17 protein-coding genes are annotated in these 22,167 nt (G+C 62.7%); 5 read left to right on the top strand and 12 right to left on the bottom strand.

The window, feature by feature from the left end; translation table 11 throughout:
- Positions 1-70: 70 nt before the first annotated feature.
- The 7 genes from VVR12_RS00085 to groES all read right to left on the bottom strand — a co-directional run bounded on the left by VVR12_RS00085 (position 71) and on the right by groES (position 11,339).
- Positions 71-1,201, bottom strand: a complete 1,131-nt coding sequence (locus tag VVR12_RS00085) for a GuaB3 family IMP dehydrogenase-related protein (RefSeq protein WP_368549084.1) — start codon at positions 1,199-1,201, stop codon at positions 71-73.
- Positions 1,202-1,231: 30 nt separating this feature from the next.
- The gene (guaB, locus tag VVR12_RS00080; RefSeq protein ID WP_368549083.1) at positions 1,232-2,749 is read right to left on the bottom strand and encodes an IMP dehydrogenase; all 1,518 of its coding nucleotides are present in this window, start codon (positions 2,747-2,749) and stop codon (positions 1,232-1,234) included.
- Between the two features lie 156 nt (positions 2,750-2,905).
- Positions 2,906-4,987 carry an acyltransferase family protein gene (locus VVR12_RS00075; protein WP_368549915.1) on the bottom strand — a complete coding sequence of 694 codons (2,082 nt, stop codon included), beginning with the start codon at positions 4,985-4,987 and terminating at the stop codon, positions 2,906-2,908.
- Positions 4,988-4,990: 3 nt separating this feature from the next.
- Positions 4,991-7,144 (bottom strand): acyltransferase family protein, encoded by a 2,154-nt coding sequence (locus tag VVR12_RS00070; RefSeq protein ID WP_368549082.1) that lies wholly within the window; start codon positions 7,142-7,144, stop codon positions 4,991-4,993.
- A complete protein-coding gene (locus VVR12_RS00065; RefSeq protein WP_368549081.1) occupies positions 7,144-9,219 on the bottom strand; it encodes an acyltransferase family protein in 2,076 nt (691 codons plus the stop codon). Before VVR12_RS00065 ends, VVR12_RS00070 begins: the two co-directional genes overlap by 1 nt.
- A gap of 193 nt (positions 9,220-9,412) precedes the next feature.
- On the bottom strand, positions 9,413-11,005 hold the full coding sequence (gene groL / locus VVR12_RS00060; RefSeq protein ID WP_368549080.1) for a chaperonin GroEL: 1,593 nt from the start codon (positions 11,003-11,005) through the stop codon (positions 9,413-9,415).
- A gap of 40 nt (positions 11,006-11,045) precedes the next feature.
- Positions 11,046-11,339, bottom strand: a complete 294-nt coding sequence (gene groES, locus VVR12_RS00055) for a co-chaperone GroES (RefSeq protein WP_368549079.1) — start codon at positions 11,337-11,339, stop codon at positions 11,046-11,048.
- A gap of 214 nt (positions 11,340-11,553) precedes the next feature.
- On the opposite strand from groES, the gene VVR12_RS00050 reads away from it, so the two are divergent.
- Entirely contained in the window at positions 11,554-12,879 is a 1,326-nt protein-coding gene (locus VVR12_RS00050; protein ID WP_368549078.1) for a THUMP-like domain-containing protein, read from the top strand.
- Between the two features lie 74 nt (positions 12,880-12,953).
- Positions 12,954-14,102, top strand: coding sequence for a glutamate--cysteine ligase (locus VVR12_RS00045; protein WP_368549077.1), 1,149 nt, complete (start codon positions 12,954-12,956; stop codon positions 14,100-14,102).
- Positions 14,103-14,118: 16 nt separating this feature from the next.
- Here the strand turns inward: VVR12_RS00045 and tsaD are convergent, their stop codons facing one another.
- Genes tsaD through alr form a run of 5 tightly spaced genes read right to left on the bottom strand, consistent with a single transcriptional unit; the run spans position 14,119 to position 18,216 of the window.
- Positions 14,119-15,219: a tRNA (adenosine(37)-N6)-threonylcarbamoyltransferase complex transferase subunit TsaD gene (gene tsaD / locus VVR12_RS00040; protein WP_368549076.1), complete on the bottom strand. Its 1,101-nt coding sequence runs from the start codon at positions 15,217-15,219 to the stop codon at positions 14,119-14,121.
- The gene (gene rimI / locus VVR12_RS00035) at positions 15,212-15,703 is read right to left on the bottom strand and encodes a ribosomal protein S18-alanine N-acetyltransferase (protein ID WP_368549075.1); all 492 of its coding nucleotides are present in this window, start codon (positions 15,701-15,703) and stop codon (positions 15,212-15,214) included. The genes tsaD and rimI overlap by 8 nt, the downstream gene beginning before the upstream one ends.
- Positions 15,697-16,386 carry a tRNA (adenosine(37)-N6)-threonylcarbamoyltransferase complex dimerization subunit type 1 TsaB gene (gene tsaB / locus VVR12_RS00030; protein WP_368549074.1) on the bottom strand — a complete coding sequence of 230 codons (690 nt, stop codon included), beginning with the start codon at positions 16,384-16,386 and terminating at the stop codon, positions 15,697-15,699. The genes rimI and tsaB overlap by 7 nt, the downstream gene beginning before the upstream one ends.
- Positions 16,387-16,408: 22 nt before the next feature.
- A complete protein-coding gene (gene tsaE / locus VVR12_RS00025; RefSeq protein WP_368549073.1) occupies positions 16,409-17,002 on the bottom strand; it encodes a tRNA (adenosine(37)-N6)-threonylcarbamoyltransferase complex ATPase subunit type 1 TsaE in 594 nt (197 codons plus the stop codon).
- Complete coding sequence (gene alr, locus VVR12_RS00020) at positions 16,999-18,216, bottom strand: alanine racemase (protein ID WP_368549072.1); 1,218 nt, start codon at positions 18,214-18,216, stop codon at positions 16,999-17,001. The genes tsaE and alr overlap by 4 nt, the downstream gene beginning before the upstream one ends.
- 94 nt (positions 18,217-18,310) lie before the next feature.
- Here alr and VVR12_RS00015 point away from each other — a divergent pair, with 94 nt between their 5' ends.
- The 3 genes from VVR12_RS00015 to VVR12_RS00005 all read left to right on the top strand — a co-directional run bounded on the left by VVR12_RS00015 (position 18,311) and on the right by VVR12_RS00005 (position 22,118).
- Entirely contained in the window at positions 18,311-19,576 is a 1,266-nt protein-coding gene (locus VVR12_RS00015; protein ID WP_368549071.1) for a glycosyltransferase, read from the top strand.
- A gap of 53 nt (positions 19,577-19,629) precedes the next feature.
- A complete protein-coding gene (locus VVR12_RS00010) occupies positions 19,630-20,385 on the top strand; it encodes a phosphatase (protein ID WP_368549914.1) in 756 nt (251 codons plus the stop codon).
- A gap of 257 nt (positions 20,386-20,642) precedes the next feature.
- Positions 20,643-22,118, top strand: coding sequence for a sugar transferase (locus tag VVR12_RS00005; protein ID WP_368549070.1), 1,476 nt, complete (start codon positions 20,643-20,645; stop codon positions 22,116-22,118).
- Positions 22,119-22,167: the final 49 nt, after the last annotated feature.

The following is a 22,167-nucleotide window of genomic DNA, read 5'->3' as shown; positions in this document are numbered from 1 at the left end:
TGGATCGCGGGGGCTAAACACCGATGCCCTGCGGCGTGCAGAGAACGCGCAGGGCATCGGAGACAGCGCTTTAGAAGGTGTTGAATCCGGAGAGAACAACTTCGCTGCGCTGGAATTCCTTCAGATCGGTGAAACCGCAGGCAGCCATCGCCTGGCGAATCGCGCCGACGATGTTGGCCGTGCCGTCCACTCGATGCGAGGGGCCGTAGAGTACCTCTTCCAAGGTGCCCACGGTGCCCAGTTCGGTGCGGGATCCGCGCGGGAAGGTTGAGGAATGAGCCTCATTGCCCCAGAACAGACCCTGACCGGGAGCCTCGGCGGCACGTGCCAGCGGGGCGCCGATCATCAGTGCGTCCGCGCCCAAGGCCAGCGCCTTGACCAGGTCACCGGCACGGCCCAACTCGCCGTCGGCGATGACGTGCACGTAGCGTCCACCAGATTCGTCGAGGTAGCGGGAACGAGCCGCCGCCACGTCGGCGAGCGCGGTAGCCATCGCTGCCTGGATGCCCAGCGCGCGCTTGTTGGTGCTCGAGGAACCTCCGCCGAAGCCTACCAGCACGCCGGCGGCGCCGGTACGCATGAGGTGCAGAGCCGGGGTGTATCCGGCCACGCCACCGACCAGCACCGGGACGTCCAGCTCGTAGATGAACTTCTTCAGGTCAAGCGGTTCGGTCTGCGACGAAACATGCTCGGCCGAGACGGTGGCGCCGCGGATCACGAAAAGATCCACGCCGGCCTTGACGACAGTTTCGTAGAACTCTTGGGTGTTGGGAGGAGTCAGCGAACCGGCCACGGTCACCCCGGCCTCGCGAATCTCGTGCAGGCGCGCGGTGATCAACTCAGGCTTGATGGGCTCGCTGTAGATCTCCTGCATCCGTCGGGTCGCAGAGACCTTGTCGGTCAGGCTGATGGCGGTGATTTCGTCGAGGTAGGGTTGCGGATCCTCGTAGCGGGTCCACAGACCTTCGAGGTTGATCACGCCCAAGCCACCGAGCTTGCCCAGGGCGATCGCCGTGGCCGGTGACATGACCGAGTCCATGGGAGCGGCGATCAGCGGGGTTTCAAAGGTGAAGGCGTCAATGCGCCAGCGGGTGTCGACGTCGCGGCGGTCGCGGGTACGGCGCGATGGCACGAGGGCCACGTCGTCCAGGGTGTAGGTACGACGCGCCTTCTTGGAGAGTCCGATTTCAATGTCGGGCACGATATTTTCCTTTCAGGACGCCCGCGGCGACTAGCGGCGGTAGTTGGGGGCTTCGACGGTCATCATGATGTCGTGCGGGTGCGATTCCTTCAGACCCGCCGGGGTGATGCGCACGAACTTGCCCTTGGTCTTCAGTTCGTCGATCGAACGGGCACCCACGTAGAACATGGTTTGGCGCAGGCCGCCTTCGAGCTGGTGAATCACCGAAGACAGCGGGCCGCGGAAAGGCACCTGACCTTCGATGCCCTCGGGGATTAGCTTGTCTTCGCCCTTGACGTCTGCCTGGAAGTAGCGGTCTTTCGAGTACGACTTGTGGCGGCCGCGGGTCACCATCGCGCCCAGCGAGCCCATGCCGCGGTAGGCCTTGAACTGTTTGCCGTCGACGAAGATCAGGTCGCCCGGTGCCTCAGTGGTGCCCGCCAGCATCGAACCCATCATCACGGAGTCGGCGCCGGCCACCAGGGCCTTGCCGATTTCACCGGAGTGCTGCATGCCACCGTCGGCGATGACCGGCACGCCGGCGGGGATAGCGGCCTTGGCGGCCTCGTTCACGGCGGTCACCTGAGGTACGCCCACACCAGCGATGATGCGGGTGGTGCAGATCGAACCGGGGCCAACACCCACCTTCACGCCGTCTGCGCCGGCATCGATGATAGCCTGAGCACCCTCGCGGGTGGCGGCCTGTCCGCCGATGATGTCGACGTGATCGGCCGCCGAGTCCTTCTTCAGGCGGGCGATCATGTCCAAAACACCCTGGGAGTGGCCATTGGCGGTGTCGATGAACAACGCGTCTACACCGGCCTCGATGAGGCTCATGGCGCGTTCGTAACCGTCGCCGAAGAAGCCCACTGCCGCGCCCACGCGCAGGCGACCTTCGTCGTCCTTGGTGGCGTTGGGGTACTGCTCGGTCTTGATGAAGTCCTTCACGGTGATCAGACCGGTGAGCTTACCCGCCGAGTCAACCAGCGGAAGCTTTTCAATCTTGTTGCCGGAGAGCAACTCGAAGGCTTCGTCCTTGTTCATGCCTTCGCGGCCGGTGATCAGCGGCATGGGGGTCATGACTTCGCGGACGGTTCGCTTCTCATAATCTGTCTCGGGCAGGTAGCGGATGTCGCGGTTGGTGATGATACCCAGCAGAATACCTTCGTCGTCGACGACCGGCAAGCCGGAGACGCGGAAGTGACCGCATACGCGATCCAGCTCTTCGATGGTGGCGTCGGGGCCGATGGTGGCCGGGTTGGTGATCATGCCCGATTCCGAACGCTTCACGCGGTCCACATGCGAGGCCTGATCTTCGATGGAAAGATTACGGTGCAGCACACCCATACCACCCAACCGGGCCATGGCGATCGCCAGCTCCGACTCGGTAACGGTATCCATCGCCGCCGAGATGATCGGGGTGTTCAGCGTAATGCGTTTAGAGAGCTTCGTTCCGGTGTTCGCCTCGGCGGGGTTGACGTCGGTGTTGCCCGGGAGCAACAGCACGTCGTCGTAGGTGAGGCCGGTGAAGCCAAAAGGATCATCTGACAAAGCGGTAGGCGTAGTCATTAACCGTATAACCTTTCGGTTGCTAGGTGGTGAGCGCGCGGGTCACCCATATGAGTTCTCACCCTCCATACTATCCCCCGCGCCAGGTGGGGCGGGAGGGGCAAGAACTGTGACCCTGCCGAAACATCCATGATATGGCATCGGTACAGACAGGGGTTAGCTGGAGTGGGTTTTGACCTGTTTCAGGGCCTGTTGCATTCTCTGGTTCATGAAGTCCACCGTGGTCGCCACGTAGGTGGCGGTGATGTGGTCGTAATCCTGATACACGTAGACATTGCCGATGACCACCGGGCATTCATTGTCGGGGCACACCACGTCGGACATATTGACCGCACTGAAACCGGCGTACTTTTGTTGCAACTCAAGCTGTGGATCGTGATGGACGTCCTGCCCCGCAGGTTGGCCACAGGTCGCCACCGTACCCAGCTTGTCGAGGCATTCCTTATGTTGTGTGACCATGCGCGGGGTATCGCGGATTCCAATCACTTCCCTACCCGCATCGGTCAACTCTGCTACCCGCTTCTCGATTCCGGGGGTCACTCGGTCTTGCTCACCCGCGGCCGAGATGGTTCCGTTGAGAATCACCAGATCGGGGTCTAGCTGCTCGATCAGTTTTGCCTGTGAGTCGGCGGCGGTCATACAGTCGTCGTAGAACTCGTCATCGCGCACGTCCTCAGGAGCGAAGAAGCACCCGCCGTGCGTCATCATCACCAAGTCCCAACCGTTGGCCTCCGCCGTGGTCTGCAGCGCCGGCGCCCACATTTGGATATGGCTGTTGCCCACCGCGCCCACCGTGCGGGTGGGGTGCTCGGTGACCTTGGTGTGGTGGCAGTTGGCCTGTTGTTCAGCGTCGAGACTCCACTCCGGGTTGGTCTCGGTACACAACGGGCCCATGTCGGCCCAGTCCGTTGCCTGGGTGCGAACGGGTATCAACACCGGATCTTCGGCGCCACGGTAAACGTAGCCAGCCTCGAGAGTCTTGGCCCCTTCGTTGTTGAGACCCCGCTGGTTCTGCGCCTGTTGCACTGTCTGATGAATGTCGTTGGCCCAATAATTGACGGGTGCCAAGATCATCACGAGGCAGGCCAGGATCATGCCCAGAGCCGGCAACGAATAGGTGTTGGTCCAGCGCCAGCTACGCAGCGGGGTCTCGACGAACTTCGTCATGACCCAGGCGATCACGATCGACGCGGCGAGCATGACGACGCCGGCGAGGGGGCCCGCCTTCTCCTGCTTGACCCAGTTCAGGTAGAACACCAAGATCGGCCAGTGCACCAGGTACAGGGCGTAGGAGATATTGCCCAGCTTCAACAGCGGCGGGAGGGTCAGGAGTTTCTCAGGCCCCCACTGGGTGCCGGTGTCTCCGGCGGCGATGATGAACACGGCCGCCAGCGTGGGCCAGAGGGCGGCGTACCCGGGGAACTGGCCCTGGACGTCCAGCACAAACCCACAGGAGATGATCATCGCGATGCCCAGCCACCCCATCACTGCACGTACCACGGCGGGGAGGGTGATCATGGACAGGACGATCGCCGCCAGCGTACCGAGGGCAAACTCCCACAACCGCGCGTAGGTGTTGTAGTAGGCGGTTTGCTGATGCAGGGCGGTCTCACGAACCGAGTACCACAGGGAGCCGACGAAGATTAGGCCGAAGACTACCGCCAGCAGAGGCCGGGCAGGCAGCCTCAGGTACTTAATGGGCAACCAGGCCACGAGAAAGATCAGCGGCCACAAGAAGTAGATTTGCCCCTGCAGGGAGAGGGACCAAAAGTGACGGAACGGTGAGGCCAGGGAGCTGTCGGCGGCGTAGTAGTCGACCATGTGCTTGATCGACCACCAGTTCTCGCGGTACAGCATGACCGATTTGGCCTCGTCTAACAGCGTGAGCCACCGCTCCGGGGGCATCATCAGGTGGGTCGCTACCAGAATCAATCCCACGGTCAGCGTGGCCAGTGGCAGAATGCGCTTGAAGACGTGTAGCCAATACTTGATGAGCGTCTCGGAACCGGCAAAGGTGTCGTTCTCGATCTTGCGGGTGAACGACCCCGCCATAAGGAACGCAGAAATCAGCAGGAAGACGTCTACGCCCCCGGAAACCCGCCCAAACCAGAAGTGATAGGCGGCCACGAGTAACACCGCCAGCGCGCGGAGGCCCTGAACTTCAGGGCGAAACGCGCGCTGGGGTGCTCTGGCAGGACGCCGGTCGTCAACTGGCGCGGTCGCTCGTGGGTTTGGAATCGCCTAGACCCCCTCGAGCCAGTGCTGGCTATCCAGCTGGTCTAGCGCGAAATCGGTCAGGGTGACGCCGAACGCTTTGCCGATGTGGTTGTCGTCCATGTAGACGTAGATATTGCCGATGATCGGCTGGCAGGTGCCATCGGGGCAGTATTCCTCGGTGAAATCCAAACCATAGATCAGCTCGTTAGCATCGATCATCTCTTGAGCCGGGTTCACCTCGGCGAGCTTCTCCCCTACCGGGGCCGAGCAGCTGGTCAGGTTGTCTTGGGCCATCTGCGCGCACTCGTAGTTGCTCTTGGACCAGCGCGGGTTGTCGCGCAGGCCGATGACCTTGATGCCGGCCTCGGTGAAACGATTGGTTTCCGCCTCGATGTTTGGCACTCGAACCTCGCGGTTCGACGCCGGATCGGTCTGGGTGATCATCAGCGCCACGAAAGTCGGGCGTTTCTTGATCACTTCGTCTGCGATCACGCGGTTGTACGTCAGGCAGTCCTCGGTGGGGTTGGGCTCGGCGGCCAAGGGGTAGCGGCAACCACCGGTGTGCAGGTCGATCAGGTTCAGCTTCTTCTCCCGAGCGACCTCGCGGTAAAAAGCGATCGACTGGCCGGTATGCGAACCGCCGATCACCATGATCGAGGGACCGTTGGGGTCGGTATTCTGTTCGACACCGCAGAGCTTATTGAGCTCGGAGTGCGCGGGAGCGAAATCACCTGTACACGATCCGGGCGTGAGCCCGTCGTACTGCGAGAGCGGTTCGCTCACCGGGATAGGTGGGGCGTCATATTCTTGGTTGCCCTTGCCGATGGCCAGCGCACCGGGGAACTGTTCGCTGCCGGCCTGAGTGGCCTGGGCTTTCTGCTGTTCGTTGCGTTCGCTTAACCACGACTTGGCACCCAGCAGCGGGGTACCCACCAAAAGCAGGCAACCGCCGATGACGGCCAGCGAGGTGAGGACGGGCGAGAAGGTGCGACGAGTACGTGCCGGACGAGCCGAAACCGACCCAGCCGCCGCGCGGCCCGTAGTGCCGTGACCGGGGGCTTCGGCAGGCTTTTTACGGGTGCCGGCCTTGCGCAGGGGTTGTTCGATGAAACGGTGAATCAGCCAGGCCACGAGCATCGAGAAGACGATGAGCGCGGTACCGACGAGGAAGTTTGGGTGGTTCACACCGGTCTTGGCGGTGTAGAAGATGAAGACCGGCCAGTGCACCAGGTAGAGAGCGTAGGAGATTTCGCCCAGTTTCAAGAAGGGCTTGGACGCCAAGATGCGGTCTGCGCCCATCGGCGAACCGGTTTGTCCGGCGAGAATAACCATGGCGGCAGAAACCAGCGGCCACAGCGCCAGGTAACCCGGGAAGGAGCTCTCCACCGGCAACACGAATCCACAGGAGATCAAACCGATCACGCCGAGCCAGCCTATGGGAACGCGGAGCGCCTGCGGGGGTTTCCACTTGAAGGTGATCAGCGCCAGCAACGTACCGGCGGCGAATTCCCAGAGTCGGGTTCGGGTATCAAAGTAGGCGAAGCCCTGGTTGGTAGCGGTTTCGTAGACGGAGAAAGCCAGAGATACCGCGAAAATGGTACCGAAGACAGCGGCCGCGGTGACGACCAAATGTTTACCCATGCGGCGGGCGATAAGCCCCACCACTAGGAACAGCAACGGCCACAGCACGAAGATCTGGCCCTGCATCGACAGCGACCAGTAGTGCTGCAAGGGGGTCTTGCCCGCGGCGTCCTGCGCGTAATAGTCGACCGAGTTAATCGCCAACCGCCAGTTGAGGAAGTACAGCATCGCCGCGAAAGCGTCTTGGACGATGCTGAGCAGTCGGGTAGTCGGCAGGAAATAGAACGCGGCGGCGACGGTGGCGGCGATGACGGTGGCCGCGGCCGGTAGCAAACGCTGGAAGACGTGTAGCCAGTAGGCCACCGGTTTCAGCGGCTTACCCTCGTTGATCTTACGCATGTTCGACAGCGAGAGCAGGAACGCCGAGATGAACAGGAAGACGTCAACGCCGCCGGAGACGCGGCCGAACCAGATGTGATACGAGACCACCAGGAACAGCGCGAGCGCGCGAAGGCCCTGGATCTCCGGTCGGAACCCTCGGGTCTCGAGAAAGTTGGCGTCGAGGAGAGGCTGTGGTTCAACGGATTGTTTCGACATTAAATTCCCTGTCTCGACATGGCCTCGCGGGCGCGAGCGACGAAGATGTCGCTGGTGGTTTCCACGTAGGTTTTCGTGATGTGGTTATCGTCCATATAGGTGTAAACGTTTCCGATCTGAGAGGGACAGGTGCCCTGGGGGCACACGTAGGCATTCATGTCTACGGTAGCGAAGAGGGGCAGTTCTGACTCGTACTTCGCCAATGGGTTTTCGTTCACATCGAGGCCGGAGGGTTTCTGGCAATGCTCAGTTTCAATGCAGTCAAAGAATCCGGAGGAGAAGCGCGGGTGATCCCGGAGTGCTAACACGGAGGTACCTGCATCGTTGAGTTCGCGGATGCTGGCCACCATGGTATCGGTAACCTCGTCGGGTCCGTCGTTCTGGGCTTTGGTTCCGGTGAGAACTACGGTCTCGGCACCGGAGTCTTTGATGAACTGGCGCGATTGTTGCGAGAAGGTGGAGCACTTTTCAATGTGGTTCTCACCCTCGGGGTAGAAGCAAGCGCCCAAGACGAAGTAGTAGAGACGCCAGTTCTCTTGTTTGGCCAGTTCGGTGACGGCAGGCGCCCACACCTGCATGTGGCTGTTACCCACGGCTACCACGGTCTTGGTGGGGTTTTCGGGGTCATTACCAACCATGCAGAGCTTGCTAATGTCGGTGCTGGTCGAGAAGGGCAGGTTCTCCGGGGTGCAGCCGGGGCCCATGGAGGCCCAGTCTTCGCGCAACTTGGCCAAGGCCGGCAACGGTTCTGCTTCGGGGGTGACGGTCGCAGGGTCTTCGTCCATCAGGACGCGCGCGCCGGGGTTATTCAGCTCCTTCATCTCCTCAGCCTGGGCGGTGTCGTAGGAGATTTTGGACTGCCAGCCGAAGGCTGGGACGAGGGCAACCGCCAGACACGCAGCGACGACGGCCAGTCGTCGCACGTTGGAGCTATCCAGTCTCTTCTGCGAGCGCACGGGTTTCTCGACGAACTCGGTGAGCAACCAGGCGAGTACGAGCGAGATACCCAACAACCCCACGCCGGAGACGATCCCCGCTTTTTCGGCGTGGTTGCGGTGCAGGTAGAACACCAGCAACGGCCAGTGCACTAGGTAGAGAGCATAGGAGATGTTGCCCAGCTTCAACAGCGGCGGGAGGGTTAGAAGTTTCTCCGGGCCGAAACGGGTTTGCGTGTCGCCGGCCGTGATGATGAAGGCCGCGGCCAGAGTCGGCCAGAGGGCCGCGTACCCGGGGAACGCACCCTCAACATTGAAAATGAATCCACAGGACACGATCATGACGATGCCGACCCAACCCATGACTGCGCGGAGGTAGCGGTTGATGTTCAGCCAGGGCAAGATGATCGCGGTGAACGAACCCAGCGCGAATTCCCATAGACGGGCGAAGGTATTGAAGTAAGCGGTCTGCTGGGAGTGGGCGGTCACATAGATCGAATAGGCCAAAGACGCCGCAAACACCACACCGAAAACGGTCGCGATGAGCACGCGTGGCCGGATTTTCAGCACACGGGTCAGAGCGGCGGAGAGCAAAAACAGTAGCGGCCAGAGGATGTAGATCTGCCCCTGCAGGGAGAGCGACCAGAAATGACGCAACGGAGAGGCAACCGAGGAATCGGCGGCGTAGTAGTTGACGAGGTTGGCGATAGACCACCAGTTCTCGTAGTAGAACACCACGGAGATCGCCTCGGAAATGATCGATTCCCAGCGGTCTTCGGGTAGCACCAGATAGGTGCCCAGTAGCACGCCGGCCACGGTGACCGAGGCCAGCGGGAGGATGCGTTTAAAGACGTGGATCCAGTACTCCACCACCGCCCGGAAACCAGCAAAGGTGCCGCGCTCGATCTTGCGGGTGAAGGAGCCCGCCATGAGGAATGCGGAGATTAACAGGAAGACGTCGACGCCGCCGGAAACCTTACCGAACCAGAAGTGGTAGGCAGCCACTAGAAAGACGGCCAACGCCCGGAGACCCTGAATTTCGGGACGGAACTTGCGAGACGCTTGATTATTGATGATCTCGGGCCGGTCTGCAGACCGGCTTGTGTCAACGCTGCTACTGTCGACTTCCCCTGCTGGCACGCTCATCTCTCTACCGCTATCCACTCATTTGCCTCTGCGTGAGGCACCCCTAAAGTATGCATGCTTGGTTTCAAGCGCACAGAGAAACGTTACCGCAAGGAAATTTCAGCGGAAAGTTAAAACAACAAGTCCCCCAACTTTGTGATGAATTACAAAGAAGGGGGAACTTGTCTGTTTTACAACGATAGGGGCGTTAGTCCTCGTCGTCGTCTTCTTCGGCGGGCTTGTCCACCACGAGGGTCTCGGTGGTCAACACCAGGGCTGCAATCGAGGAGGCATTCTCCAGTGCAGAGCGGGTGACCTTGACCGGGTCAATGACGCCGGCAGCCAGAAGGTCCTCGTATTCACCAGTCTTGGCGTTGAAGCCGGAACCGAGCGGCAACTGAGTGACCTTGTCGATCACCACGTAGCCGTCCTGACCGGCATTCTCGGCGATCCAGCGCAGGGGCTGAACCAGTGCGCGCTTGACGATCTCCACACCGGTCTGGGCGTCCTTGGTGTCCAGGGTCAGGCCGTCCAGGGCAGCCAGGGCGTGCACCAGCGCGGTACCGCCACCGGCGACGATGCCCTCTTCCATCGCAGCGCGAGTGGAGGAGACGGCGTCCTCGATGCGGTGCTTGCGCTCCTTGGCCTCGACCTCGGTAGCGGCACCAACCTTGATGACGCCCACGCCGCCAGCCAGCTTAGCCAGACGTTCCTTGAGCTTCTCGCGGTCCCACTCCGAATCGACGTGCTCGATCTCTCGACGCAACTGCGCCACGCGATCGGCCACGGCCTCGGCCGAGCCAGCGCCGTCGACGATGGTGGTGTTGTTCTTGGTCACCGTCACGCGACGAGCCGAGCCCAGCTGGTCCATGGTGGTCGCATCGAGGGACGCACCCAGCTCGCCGGTGATCACGGTGGCACCGGTCAAGACACCCAGATCCTGCAGGATGGCCTTGCGGCGGTCGCCGAAACCGGGAGCCTTCAGCGCCACAACGTTGAGGTTGCCGCGCATCTTGTTGACGACCAGGGTCGACAATGCCTCGCCGTCGACATCTTCAGCGATGATGGTCAGCGGCTTCTTAGCCTGCACGACCTTCTCCAACACAGGCATGATCTCGGTGACGGTGCTGATCTTGCCCTGGTAGAGCAAGATAGCGGTGTCTTCGAGAACGGCCTCGGCGCGCTCGGCGTCGGTCACGAAAGAGGGCGAAAGGTAACCCTTGTCGAACTGCATACCCTCGGTGATATCGAGTTCGATTTCGGTGGTGGAACCATCTTCGATGGTGATCACACCATCCTGGCCGACCTTCTCGAAAGCCTGCGCCAGCAATTCACCGATTTCCGGCGACTGAGCAGAGATCGCAGCCACATGTGCGACCTCGTTGCCCTCAACCTCGCGGGCGTTCTCGAGCAAACGAGCCGAGACAGCCTTGACGGCGGTCTCGATGCCGCGCTTGACCTCACCGGGTGCGGCGCCGGAGGTCACGTTACGGAGACCTTCGGCAACCAGTGCCTGCGCCAGCACGGTCGCGGTGGTGGTGCCGTCACCAGCGACGTCATTGGTCTTGGTGGCGACTTCCTTGGCCAGCTGAGCGCCCAGGTTCTCGTACGGGTTGTCCAACTCGATTTCTCGAGCGATGGACACACCGTCGTTGGTGATAATGGGCGAACCCCACTGCTTATCCAGCACCACGTTACGGCCGCGGGGGCCGAGGGTTACTTTGACAGCGTTGGCGAGCTTATCGACACCGGCCTGCAGGTGCTTTCGCGCGTCGTCGTTGAATTCAAGCTGCTTCGCCATGAATCCATCAACTCCTTATGAGTAGTGAGCGGAAAGTTGCTTACTTGGTGACGACAGCCAGCACGTCGCGTGCCGAGAGAATCAGGTAGTCGGTGCCGCCGTAGGAAACTTCGGTGCCGCCGTACTTGGAGAAGATCACGGTGTCGCCCTCGGCAACATCAACGGGGATGCGGTTGCCCTTGTCGTCGGTGCGACCGGGACCCACGGCGATAACCTTGGCTTCCTGCGGCTTTTCCTTCGCGGTGTCGGGGATGACCAGGCCGGAGGCGGTGGTCTGCTCTGCCTCTACGATCTGAACAACAACGCGGTCTTCAAGCGGCTTGATGTTTGACATGTTTTCTCCCTGCTCGAGGTAGGTCTTCAAATGTTGAACGTGCTCATACCCTGTGTGCGCCATCGTCGCGGTGACGGCGAACCCAGTTGCAACCGGTTTCGGTTTTAGCACTTCACACATTCAAGTGCTAACACAAACTTTAGAACCGTCCCCGTGAGCAGGTCAAGAAAACCCCTCCGTTTCGCGGTGAGCGCACCTTATAAGATAGGCAGTGATGACAGATCTCAGCCCCGCCTTCGATCGCCCAGCAAGCCCCGACGCGCCCGCACCCCTCTCCCCTGCCCCTGCAGTCTTAGCATCTGCCGCCGAAATTGCGGCCATCGAGGAGTTCGTGCCCTATGAATCCTCCTCGGCTCTGGCCGCGGCCAGCACTCTGCGCGACCGCGGTTTCACCCCCGATCAGGTCTCCTGGGTGCTGAACCAGGCCAAAACCCGTACCAGGGCCGCCGTGAAGTTCGGCGAGCGCGCCGAGCGCATGCTCTTCACCTCCGCGGGCTTTGAGCAGGCAACGCGCACCGCCGTCGCCCGCTGGCACGCCGCCCGCTTTCGCGCTGCCGGTCTCGACTCGGTCGCCGATCTTGGATGCGGTCTGGGTACCGATTCCTGGGCCTTCGCCGAGGCCGGATTGTCGGTCAGCGCAGTGGAGATCGATCCGCGCACCGCGGCACTGACGGCCCACAACCTCGCCGAGTTTCCCACCGCGCGCGTGCTCGTGGGAGATGTTCAGGACGCCGACCTCAGCCAGCTCGGGCCGGCACCGGGCGAGTTGCCTGCCTCATTGTGGTTGGATCCAGCCCGCCGCGATCAGAGCGGCGGTACCAACGGGCCGCGCATCTTCGACCCCGAGGCCTTCGCGCCCCCGCTGTCTTTCGTCCGCAACCTGGCTGACACCGGGATTGCGATGGGCGTGAAAATGGGCCCGGGGCTGCCGCACGAACACATCCCACACGGTGCCCAGTGTCAGTGGGTCAGCCACGGCGGTTCGGTAGTCGAGGCCGTGCTCTGGTTCAACGCGCTGGCGCAACCCGAGGTGGCCCGCACGGCAACCCTGCTGGATGCAGACCCGCTGAACCCCCGCGTCCGCTATGAAATCTCTAGCGCACACCGCGAATCCGCCACCGGCCCCGTGGGTGAGCTGGGGCGCTACCTCTACGAACCCGACGGGGCGATCGTGCGATCGCACCTCGTCGCGGAGCTCGCGGCGGAGGTCGGCGCGCATCTGCTCGACGAACGCATCGCCTACCTCTCGGCAGACCATGACATCGATCACCCCGCACTCCAGGGATTCCGCGTGATCGACACCATGCCCATCAACGATAAGATCCTCAAGCGCTGGGTGCGTGAAGAAGGCATCGGCGCGCTGACCATCAAGAAACGCGGGGTAGACGTCGTTCCCGAGCAGTTGCGCAAGAAACTGTTGGCCGGGTCGAAGAAGAAATCCGGCAAGGCCTCCGCAGCCCACGAGGCTACGCTCGTGCTCACTCGGTTTGGCGAGGGAGCATCCAGCCAGCGAGTTGCGATTCATGTACGACCGCTCTGAACCTCTAAAATTGAACAAAGACAACCACAGCCCAGCCGCTGGGCGCAGTAAGCCCAGCTGAGCGGAGAACATACGTGACTGAATTTGCATCCTCGGCCCAATCAACACTCGGCCTCGAATGGGAGCTAGCCCTGGTAGACCGCGCCACCGGCGAGCTCTCCTCCCGCGCCCAGGAGGTGCTGGAGCTCATCCCTGAGCGGGCCCCGGAGTTGCTCAACACCACTGACGGCGCCCATATCACCGGCGAGTTTCTCGATAACACGGTAGAGCTCGTCACCGGAGTCTGCTCCACCGTCGCCGAAGGCGTCGGTCAGTTGCAGAACGCCGCCGAGAGTTTGCGCGCGGTCACCGATGAGCTGGGGCTCGACTTCTTCTCCGCCGGCACCCATCCGTTCTCTAAGTCTCTGGACCAGCCAGTGGCCAACAAAGAGCGTTATCAAAAGATGCTCGATCGCACCCAGTACTGGGGTCGGCAGATGGTGATCTATGGGGTTCACGTGCACGTCGGCCTCGACCATCGCGACAAGGTGTTGCCGGTGATCGACGCTCTGACGAACTACTACCCCCACCTGCTGGCGCTCTCGGCCTCTTCACCCTTTTGGGAAGGTCACGACACCGGTTACGCCAGCCAGCGAGCCCTCATGTTCCAGCAGTTGCCGACCGCGGGCCTGCCGTTCAACTTCGCGACCTGGGACGACTACGAGGACTACCTCAACGATATGCTGACCACCGGCGTCATCGACGATCCGAGCGAGAACCGCTGGGATATTCGTCCGGTGCCCCACTACGGCACCGTGGAAATGCGCATCTGCGACGGCCTGCCCTCCCTGGCGGACGTCGCCGCGCTTGGCGCCCTCACCCAGTGCCTGGTCGAGCACACCGCCCGCGAACTGGACGCCGGGCGACGCGTGGAGCCGCTGAAGCCCTGGCACGTTCAGGAAAACAAGTGGCGCGCGGCCCGCTACGGCCTGGACGCGATCATCATCCAGAACAACGCCAACGACGAGTTGTTAGTCACCGAGGATCTCCAGCGCTTGCTGAGCGAGCTGGAACCGATAGCTGAAGACCTGAACTGCGTAGAAGAACTGGGTCAGGTTCAGCGCATCATTGAGAGCGGCGCCAGCTATCAGGAGCAGCGATCCATCGCTGAAAACCACGGTGGAGATCTGCGCGAGGTGGTCAGCTATCTGGTGGATCAGGCTCGCACCCCCTGGATTCGCTAGACAGAAAACGGGTCCACTAGAGGGAAATCGTGGTCACCGGCAGCGAGGAATCCGCCTCAAAACCGATGCCGGAGGGGGCACGTCCTTGGCTGACCAATCGGGCACCCAACGCTGCGACCATCGCCCCGTTGTCCGTGCACAGCGAGAGCTTCGGGATCACCAAGGAGATACCGTTCTCCGCGCACCGCTCGGCGGTCAGCGCCCGCAGCCGTGAATTGGCCGCCACGCCGCCGCCCAGCAGCAGGGTGTCGATGCCTCGCTCGGTGCAGGCCAACATGGCCTTGCGAGTGATCACGTCAACCACGGCCTCCTGAAAGCTGGCCGCGATATCGGAGACCGGCACCGTCTCGCCGCGAGCCTCAAACCCCTCCACCACACGGGCCACGGCGGTCTTCAGGCCCGAGAAGCTGAAGTCGTAGCGGTGCGGACCTGGCTCATCGGCGCTACCCATGAACTTACGCGCCGAGAGCCCACGCGGGAACCGGAACGCGGTGGGGTCGCCGAACCCTGCGGCCTTATCGATGGCCGGACCACCCGGGTAGGTCAACCCCAGCAGACGGGCGACCTTGTCGTAGGCCTCGCCGGCGGCGTCGTCCAGGGTTGCCCCGAGCAGTTCGACGTCGCCAGTGATATCGCGTACGGCCAAAATCTCGGTGTGCCCACCGGAGACCAAGAGCGCACCGAGGCCGGTCTCGGGTAGCGTATCGAGGAAGTCCGCGGAGTGGCCCTCGATGCCGCAGTCGTCCAAGAGGCCTACCCCGACGTGCGCTACCAGGTGGTTGATGCCGTAGAGGGGTTTACCGGTCGCCACCGACAGGGCCTTCGCGGCCGAGACGCCGACCATGAGCGCACCGGCCAGGCCGGGGCCAGCGGTGACCGCGATGGCGTCCAGATCATCGAGACTGACCTGTGCCTCCTCCAGGGCGGCACGCAAGGCAGGAACCATCGCGTCGAGGTGGGCGCGCGAGGCGATCTCGGGGATGACGCCGCCGAAGCGGACGTGCTCTGCCATGGAAGAAGAGACGGTGTTGGTCAGCAACTGGGTGCCACGGACGATGCCGATGCCGGTCTCGTCACAGGAGGACTCGATGCCCAATACCAGGGGCTGTTTAGTCATGGTTGTCGTCTTTCAATTCTTTTTGCATGATGAGGGCGTCTACCCCGTCGTTGTAGTACGCGGGCCGGGTATGAATATGCACGTAGCCGAACCGAAGATACAGCTCTTGCGCGCGCTGATTGTCCGCGCGAACCTCGAGCAGCACTTGCTCGGCGCCGCGGGCGACGGCCTCGGCGTGCAGAAATGCGAGCATCGCGCGGCCATAACCGCGCCCCTCGTAGGCGGGCAACACCGCGATGGTCTGCACATCGGCGGTCTCAGCCACCGACATCACCCCCGCGTAACCGATGACCTCCCCGCCACGTTCCACCACCACGTAACCACGGGTGGGGTGCGCGATCTCGGCAAGGAACATATCCAGCGGCCACGCGTCGGCGGGGAAGAGCCGCATCTCCGCCTCGTGGACGGCGGCCACATCGGCCAGCGTCATCTCCCGCAACGTCGCGCCGTCAGGAAGACTCCCCGGAAGGGCTGCGTTTAACATGACGGGTTAGCTTTCTTCGCCGAGGCGGGCACCTTGGCGTCGGATTCGCGCAGGTAGAGCGCCGAGGTGTCGGTAGAGAGGTGATCCACGCCGATGCGGGCGGCCGCGGCCAGCAACGAGGCGGCCTGAGGCTGTCTCTGCGCGTACTCGTCTACCGCCTGCAACTGATCGGAGTACAACCCTGCCCCGGCACCGTAGGCCGGCACCCCGGCCGCCTCCGCGGCGGGGCCGACGTGCGGGCCGTCCTTCAGTTCGTATCCGGACTGCGTCAGCGCGAAGCGCGCGGTGTAGACCTCGCGGCGGCGGGCGTCCGTGGCCACCAGAAACTCAGCGTTGTTACCGGCGCGTGCGTGCTCGGCCGCCTGCTCAGCCAGGGAATAGAGGCTCATCAACCCGAAGAGCGGAACGTCCCAGGCGAAAGCCAGGGTGCGCGCGGTGACGATGCCGGCGCGCAGACCGGTAAAAGGCCCGGGGCCGGTACCGGTGACGATCGCCCCGACATCCGAGGCGGTCACCCCGGCCTGTTCAAGGGTCTCGGCGACGAAAGGGGCCATGACCTCGGCGTGGGAGCGGGTATCTGCGGTGAACCGCTCAGTGATTAACTCGACGGTGGAGCTGCCGGGCGCTATCCGGCCCAGGGCCACCGAGGCTGTGGCGGAAGAATCGATTCCAAGTACTAGCACGGCTACCAGTGTAGTAGCAGGTTCAAGCGCTCGTCACGGCAGCCCAGAGATCCTGCCAGGCAGTCCCTTCCCAGCGGGGGCCAGTCCCCGAGATCACCAATCGCCGCGGTTCAGGGCGCGAGTCGGTGTCTTCGTCGTCAAAATCCTCGTGATCCCAGTCGTCGGTTCCGGCCGCGAACTCCAGGCCGGCGGCGACGTCCGCCCCCGTCACCCGGGTCAGCTCAAGGTCTAACCGCGACTGCGCGAGGTGCTCGACCTTACCGCGGCCCCACTCAATGACGGTCACCGAACGATCCAAGGAGTACTCGAGGTCGAGATCATCCACCTCTTCCGCGCTGGAGAGGCGGTAGGCGTCCACATGCACCAGGTCGGGACCACCGGGACGCGGCCCGTCAGGCACATTGGGGTGAACGCGCGAGAGCACGAACGTCGGCGAGATCACTCCGGAGCGCACGCCCAGCCCCTCCCCGAGGCTGCGGGTAAAGGTCGTCTTGCCCGCGCCCAGTTCCCCGGTCAGCACGAGCAGGTCTCCTGCAGTCAGGACGTCGGCGAGCGCCCGGGCGACCCGCCCAGTGTGTTCGGGGTCGGCCAGCTCGATGGTCAACGGCTCGGTCATAGGTTCTGCTCGCCGCCGGTGTAGACTCGCTCGATGCGGTCGGAGATGCGGGTGACCACCTCGTAGTTGATGGTGCCCGCCTTCTCGGCCCATTCCTCCACGCGGGGATCCTCGCCCGCGCCGAAGAGCACGGCGCTGGCCCCCAGGTAGCCCAAGGCGGGGTCGGCCAACCCCGGCTCGCCCAGGTCGATCACCAACTGATCCATGGCGATCCGGCCGACCGCCCAGTAGGTCTTCGGTTCGGCGGAACCCGTGGGGTACACGCGCACGGGCCCGCCCGTGGCCACACGCGGCACGCCGTCGGCGTACCCCACCGGAACCACTGCCAACGTCGTGGGTTTTTCGGTCACGTAGTGCAGACCGTAGGAGACGCCCTGCCCCGCCGGCACCTCCTTGACCGCGCTAATGAACGTCTGCACGGTCATCGCGGGGATGAGCCCGAGGTCTTCGGAGGTCTTGCCTTCGAAGGGTGAGAGTCCATAAATGCCCAAGCCCACCCGCACGCCGTTGCCGACCACGGAACGCGGATCGTCATTGTCCACGGCGACGAGGGTGCCGGGGGTATTGGCGATGTGCACCAATTTGGGCGCCAGACCGGCCGCGCGGGCGGTTCCCACGGCGCGGGCGAAGGCGTCGGACTGTTCGGCGTTTTCGGCGCGTTCCGGTTCGTCGGCCACGGCCAGGTGAGAGAAGATCCCCTCCACGTGCAAGACGCCTTCTTCTTCGTATTCTGCGGCCCGTTGCACCAGCTCGGGCCACTTCTCCAGAGTTGAACCGTTGCGGCCCAGACCGGTATCGATCTTCAGGTGCACCCGCGCCTGCCATCCGGTAGCCCTGGCGGCCTCTGCGACGGCCTCGAGATCCCACCCGGAGACACCCAGCTGGATGCTTTTGTTCAGGGCCGCTTCGAAGTCGGTGTTGGGTGTGTGCAACCAGGCCAGGATGGGAGCATCGATGCCGGCACGGCGCAAGCGCAACGCTTCCGAGACGTGCACGACTCCGAGCATGTCTGCCCCGGAACCCAGAACCGTGCGCGCAACCTCTTCCATCCCGTGGCCGTAGGCATCTGCCTTGACCACCGCGATGAAGGTGCGGTCGCCGATGAGTGTGCGGATGTGCCGTACGTTATGAGCCACTGCGTCCAAATCGATCACGGCCATGCGTTCGGGGGCGCCCGGGGCGCGCACGGGTTCATAGTGGTGGTGAACGGTCATGTCGTTTCCTTCGCATGTGGCGGTATGACAGCGGGCAATGATTCATCTGCACTTTATCGCACCGACCAGGCTACGCGCTTGTTAGAGTTGAGTCGTGAATGAGACTTCCCCCAATTCGTCAGGCCCGGCGGCCGATCGGCCCCTGCACCTGCACCTGATCTCGATGCACACCTCACCGGTGGCGCAGCCCGGCCAGGGGGACGCCGGCGGGATGAACGTGTACATCGATCGTTCCCTGCGGGCAATACTTGCCCATCACCGCCACATTTCGGTGGAGGTTTTCACGCTGTCCACCGCCCCGGTCAAAGCCGCGGTGCAGCAGCTTTCGGAGCGCGCCGTGTTGCACACCCTCTATCTTCCTCAGGCCGAGGGCGCGAGCAAGGCTCAATTACCTCGCTTCATCGATGACTTCGCGCACGCGGTGAGCCGCGCAGCTCGTCGCCGCCCCGATGTGGTCCACAGCCACTATTGGCTCTCGGGTGCGGTAGCGCTCGCTTACGCGCCCGAGGTGCCGCTGGTCCACACGATGCACACCACCGCCGCCGCCAAAGACGCCGCCGCCGGCGAGGGCGAGCCCCGGGAGCCAGCACTGCGCCGCGAGACGGAGCGAGAGATCGCGTCCCGGGCCGCCGCGCTGGTGGTCAACACCGAGATCGAGGCGGAGCAGATGCGCGTGTTCTATAGCGCCGCACCCGAGAAACTCCACGTCATCGCGCCCGGTGTAGATACCGGCGTATTCAGCCCCAGCCCCAGCCAACCGGCACTGCACGCCGGGTCAGCGACGTCCGCGCACGTTGTCTTCGCCGGACGCCCGCAGCCGCTCAAAGGGCCCCACCTGCTGGTCGAGGCGCTCGCCCTACTCCCCGAGGATCTCCGTGTTGATCTGGAGATTATCGGTAGGTCTGGAACAGATTATGAAGACCGGTTGCTGGACCGCGCGGGGCAGCTCGGTGTGAGCGATCGCGTGGTGCTCCGCGAACCGGCACCGCCGGCCGCCCTGGCCCAGGCCTTCCGCCGCGCCGACATCGTGGCGTGCCCGTCGTCCTCGGAGACCTTTGGGTTGGTTGCCCTTGAGGCTCAGGCCTGCGGGGTGCCGGTGTTGGCCAGCGACGTCGATGGGCTGAGGACGGCGGTGGCCGACGAAGAATCCGGGTTGCTGGTCTCCCCGCGCACGCCTCAGACATGGGCTGCGGCCATGGAGCGCATGATACGCGACCCGCAATTACGCCAGCGGCTGGGGGCCCAGGGTAGAACCCGGGCGTTGAGCATGCGCTGGACTGATACCGCCGCCGCCCTGGTGCATACCTATGAGCTCGTGCGCGACCGCACGTCCCGCGTCCCCGCCTCAGACCTCCAATAACCCGCTGAACCGATCGAACGGAGCCGAGACCCTTGAAACTGCGTCCCTTCACGATGACCGAACCAGAGTTCGCCGAGTATCTGCGCGAATCGCGCATTTGCGGCCGCGTTGCCACCGCCCGTGAAAACAATATCGATCACATGCACGGTTTCGTGGCGGGCAATGAACACCTTGAATTCGGGGTGCGCTGGACCCGCGAGTGGACCTATGACAAGGTCTTCCAGCTCATGGCGGAGAGGGTGGGGACCAGCGACGACCCCGATTTTCTCGAAGGCGTCGATACCATCAGCGCCGAGAAGTGCATTGCCGCCCTCAATGAATACGCCCATATCTTCGGGCAAACGGTGGCGGACGGCGGTTCGCTTCTCTTCGCTACAGGGCACCCCGCCGGGTTGTTTCCTATCTACGCCGAGTTGGCACGGGCTGCGGAATCAGCCGGCGCTCATATCGTGCGGATTCAGGAGGGCGATCGTTTTCTCGACGGTGACCTGCGCCAGATCATGGACGTGGTGATGTTCGAGCAGTACGGCAACCTGCAACACACCCACTTCCCCGGCCCCATGCGACTGGTGCTGGAACAGGCCGGGGCTCCCATCCCCGATCTGGTGGTTGCCGACCACGGTATGGCGGGCTTCGCTGCCTCGGCCGGGTTACGTACCATCGGCATTGCCGATTGCAACGACCCAGGCTTGTTCGTCTCGGCCGAACAAGGCCAGATCGAGGTCGCGGTACCGATGGACGACAACGTCACGCCCCATCTGTATCAGCCTGTGATCGAGTTTATATTGACCCGCGCTGGGTTGCTCTGACCTGGAGAGACCTTAAATTTTTGTTCGTTTACCCTAGTCAGCGCCGGTATTCCCAAAATGGGGTTTTTGCCCCCATATGTGGGGAATGCCGGCCTAGCGCCCGGTGATGAAGCGATTCGTCACCTACCATATGAGGAGTCTATTTGAACCACAGGGCTTTAAAATTCTTATAATGTTATGTCACTCAAGAGGCACCTGTTTCGCAATTTTCCACGGTGCTTCTTGTCTAATTTAGGGGATGGACGCGAGGTATCTGGGTGGGAAATGAAGCCATCATCGAACAGCGCTGGGCAGAATCACGCAGTGAACGCACGTGGCAGCCGAAGATCGTTGCCGCGCTCAATCTAGGCGACCTTCTCGCTATCGCGTTCACCATCGTGGTGGCGCACATCATCAGCTTCGGCTTTCGCGACTCTGAGGTTTTTCAGCGAGACGCCACCAACTGGAACTACTCGGCTACCGGTGTTGTCATCGGCATTCTCTGGTTCATCGCCTTAGACGTTTCTAGCTCCCGCAACATACGCCACCTGGGTCAGGGCTCTCAGGAATACCGCCTCGTCATCAAGTCCACAGTCTACTTTTTCTGCATGCTGGCGATCTTCTCATACCTCACGAAGATCGACTTCGCCCGCACCTACGTGCTGTTGGCACTCCCCCTCGGCTTATCCCTACTCGTTATCGAACGCTGGATCCTGCGCCAGATTCTCGTCCGCTGGCGCCGTCGCGGACGCGCCCTGACCCGCGTCATGGTCATCTCCGACACCGATTCCGGTGAACACCTGTACCAGACGCTCCACGGCGCGCAGCTCTCGGGTCTGAACCCGGTTGCGTTCTACTTCCCCGGGTTCGAAGAGGGCACCAAGCTCGAAGTCAACAGCGCTCCGGTGCTGGGGTACAGCACCGATTCCCGTGAGATCCTCAAGACCTGCCGCGAGAACAATATTCACGCGGTGGCGGTGTCTTCTGGCCATCGGCTCAGCCCCCGCCAGCTGCGCGCCCTAGGTTGGGATCTCGCGGCCGCTCACATCAAACTCATCATGGCCCCGGCCATGACCGACATCGCCGGCCCGCGCATCCACACCCAGCCACTCAACGGCGTGCCGCTCATCCACGTCTCTACGCCGCGCATGGAAGGATTCTCCGCCTTCCTCAAGCGCACCGTAGACATTGTTGCCTCCGGCCTGGGCCTGATCTTCCTCTCCCCGCTCTTGCTCCTGATGGGTTTGATCGTCAAGTCGGACGGCGGCCCCATCTTCTTCTTCCAGTCCCGTGTGGGTTACCGCGGCCGTCCCTTCAACATGATTAAGTTCCGCTCCATGGTGGTCAATGCCGAGGAGCTGAAGAAGGAGCTGATGTCCCGCAACGAGGGCAACGGCATCCTGTTCAAGATGGCCGATGACCCCCGTATCACCAAGATCGGCCGCTTCATCCGCAAGTACTCGATCGATGAATTGCCGCAGCTGTGGAACGTATTCATCGGTGACATGTCGCTGGTCGGTCCGCGTCCGCCGCTGGAGACCGAGGTCGCGCAGTACGAAGAGGACGCCTACCGTCGCCTGCTCGTCAAGCCCGGCATCACCGGTCTGTGGCAGGTCTCGGGCCGCTCCGACCTCTCGTGGGAGGAGTCGATCCGACTCGACCTGTACTACGTGGAGAACTGGTCGGTCACCGGCGACCTAATCATCCTGTTCCGCACCGTCAAGGCGGTCTTTGCCAAGGACGGCGCCTACTAAAAACAATCTGAGATCAACCGGGGCGGGGTCTGCATCCAGCAGATCCCCC

It is taken from the genome of Rothia sp. LK2588, from assembly GCF_040946465.1.
Lineage (GTDB): Bacteria > Actinomycetota > Actinomycetes > Actinomycetales > Micrococcaceae > Rothia.
The sequence above is the reverse complement of the archived record's forward strand: the minus strand, read 5'-3'. Positions and strand labels throughout refer to the sequence as shown.